The sequence below is a fragment of the Streptomyces sp. TRM64462 genome, from assembly GCF_013362995.1.
In the GTDB taxonomy this organism is placed as follows: Bacteria; Actinomycetota; Actinomycetes; order Streptomycetales; family Streptomycetaceae; genus Streptomyces.
Window position 1 is genome coordinate 1 of the sequence record NZ_JABWDV010000332.1, and the last position, 1,579, is coordinate 1,579.

The following is a 1,579-nucleotide window of genomic DNA, read 5'->3' on the forward strand; positions in this document are numbered from 1 at the left end:
GGACCCGCCGGCCAGGGCGCCCCGGCCGGGCGGCCCGAGACCGAGGCTGCCGGTGCCGACGGCTCCGGGGACGTGAGGCGGGCCGATCGGGCGGAACCCGCACCTGGGCCTTCGGGAGCGGGCGGCCGGGCCGGCTCTGTCGGGTGGGCGGGTCGTCCCGTGCCTGGGCCGGTCGGCGCCACCGGGGCGGTCGGCCATGTCCGGGCGGGCTGCTCGGTCGGTCGCTGCGGGCCGGTGGCGGTCGCTGCGGGCGGTGCAGTCGGGGGCTCGGGGCGTGTAGCGGGACGGTCGGGGTGTGCCGCGCCCGGGCCGGTAAGAGCGGGCGGTGCCTCCGGGTTTGCGGGGGCGGTGGGCGACGCGGGTCGTGGTTCCCGGTGCGTGGGGGTAGTAGGGAACGCGTCCGGCGGGTTCGGGGTGGGGTCCGGGGTGTAGAGGGCGGTGAGGGGGATTCTGATCGGTCGGGTCTCGTGGTCGCTCATCGGAAGAGCCGCCTCCATGTCTCCGGGCCCGGGTAGCCGTCGGCGGCGCCGCCGCGCCAGCCCTGGGCCCGCTGGAAGTCCTGGACGTTGCGCCGGTCCGCCTCGCCCCAGCGCGGGGTGGGGCCGGACCGGTAGTGCTTGCCGTAGCCGAGTTTCACGAGCCGGTGGCCCAGCGTCTCGACGTGCTTGTTGGACTGGCCGGGCCGGAAATGCGCCCGGCCCGGGAACGGCGGCGCGGCCTTCTCCGCGCCGCCCGGGATGTCGCGGCCCTTGTGCTGGACCAGCAGCCGCCAGGTGTGCGGGCCCGGGAGCCCGTCGGCCTCCTTTCCGCGCCAGCCCTGCGCCCGCTGGAACGCCTGGGTCGCGCGGCGGTCCGCCTCCCCCCACCGGGGGCCCGGGCCCTTCGTGTAGAAGCGGTCGCCGCCGCGTGCGACGAGCATCCGGCCCAGCTCCGTCACGTACCGGTTGTTCGCGCCCGGCCCGAACATCCCCGCGCCGGGGTAGGCCGCCGAGGCGCCCGACGGGCCCGGTGCGCCCACCGCGGCTCCGTCGTCGTCCGAGCCGGTGATCAGGCCGTTGTAGCGGTACGCCACGTACCGGGCCGAGTTCTCCCAGTACGCCATCGGCGTGGCCTGCCTGCGGGTGTGCGGCTTGGTCTGCTCGTACGCCACGTAGTGCGTGCGTTTGTAGTCCGTCCAGCCTCCGAAGATCGTGACGTGCGAACCCCTGGTCGGATTGTCCGGGTTGTGGAAGAGCAGAATGTCCCCCGGCTCCAGCTCGCTCCGGTCGAGCTTGGTCGCGAACCGGTGGAGGCTGCCCGTCCACTCGTTGCCGGGCAGCTTCCACGCCATCGAGACGTAGCCGGAGCAGTCCTGCCGGTACCCGTCCGTCCAGTACTTCTCCATCGAGTACGGGACCTTCTCTCCGACCCACCGCTTGGCCCGGTTGATGATGTCCGCGCGGGTGACGCGCGGCAGCTCGTCCCGGGACAGCGGGTGCTTCGACGGCCCCGCGTGCGGGCGGCCGTGCAGCCCTGCCGCACCGCCCTGCGGGCTGGCCGGGCCGGGGTCGGCGCGCTCGCCGCCGGGGCGTCCGGCGGG

At 75.4% G+C, this 1,579-nt stretch carries 1 protein-coding gene; it reads right to left on the minus strand.

What is annotated here, in order from left to right; genetic code table 11:
- Positions 1-475 precede the first annotated feature (475 nt).
- A partial coding sequence (locus tag HTZ82_RS17035; protein WP_175410247.1) for a peptidoglycan-binding protein occupies positions 476-1,579 on the minus strand: 1,104 nt, incomplete at its 5' end.